The following is a 439-nucleotide window of genomic DNA, read 5'->3' as shown; positions in this document are numbered from 1 at the left end:
CGTCGCTGGCACATCGCCTCAGAAGGTGATGCTGGCCGACAGGCGGGCGGTGCGTGGTTGGCCGACGCTGACGTTGAGCTCGCTACCCGTGGTGGAGGGGTAGTAGTGCTTGTCGAAGATGTTGTCCAGGTTCAGCTGCAATGCGGTCTGCTGGCCCAGCAGCGGATACTCCCAGCGAATGAACGCATCGGCCAGCGTATAGCTGTCGAGGCGGAAGCTGTCGGCATTGTCGCCGGTGCGTTCGCCGACATAGCGAGCGCCGCCGCCGATGCGCCAATGGCCCAGTTGTTCGTCGATGGGCAGATCGTGGGTCAGGTAGAGGCTGCCGGTGTGGCGCGGCGCCTGGGCGAGCCGGTTGCCTTCGTTGACGGGGTCGTCGAGAACTTCCGTGTGGGTGTAGGCGTAGGTGGCGATCAGCGCCCAGCGCTCGGCGATCTGC

General features: G+C 65.4%; 1 protein-coding gene. It reads right to left on the bottom strand.

What is annotated here, in order from left to right; genetic code table 11:
• Positions 1–18 precede the first annotated feature (18 nt).
• The coding region (locus tag J0A65_RS25900; RefSeq protein ID WP_206597068.1) for a TonB-dependent receptor domain-containing protein at positions 19–439 on the bottom strand (421 nt) is incomplete at its 5' end.

Source organism: Bowmanella yangjiangensis, from assembly GCF_017255015.1.
In the GTDB taxonomy this organism is placed as follows: Bacteria; Pseudomonadota; Gammaproteobacteria; order Enterobacterales; family Alteromonadaceae; genus Bowmanella; species Bowmanella yangjiangensis.
The sequence above is the reverse complement of the archived record's forward strand: the minus strand, read 5'-3'. Positions and strand labels throughout refer to the sequence as shown.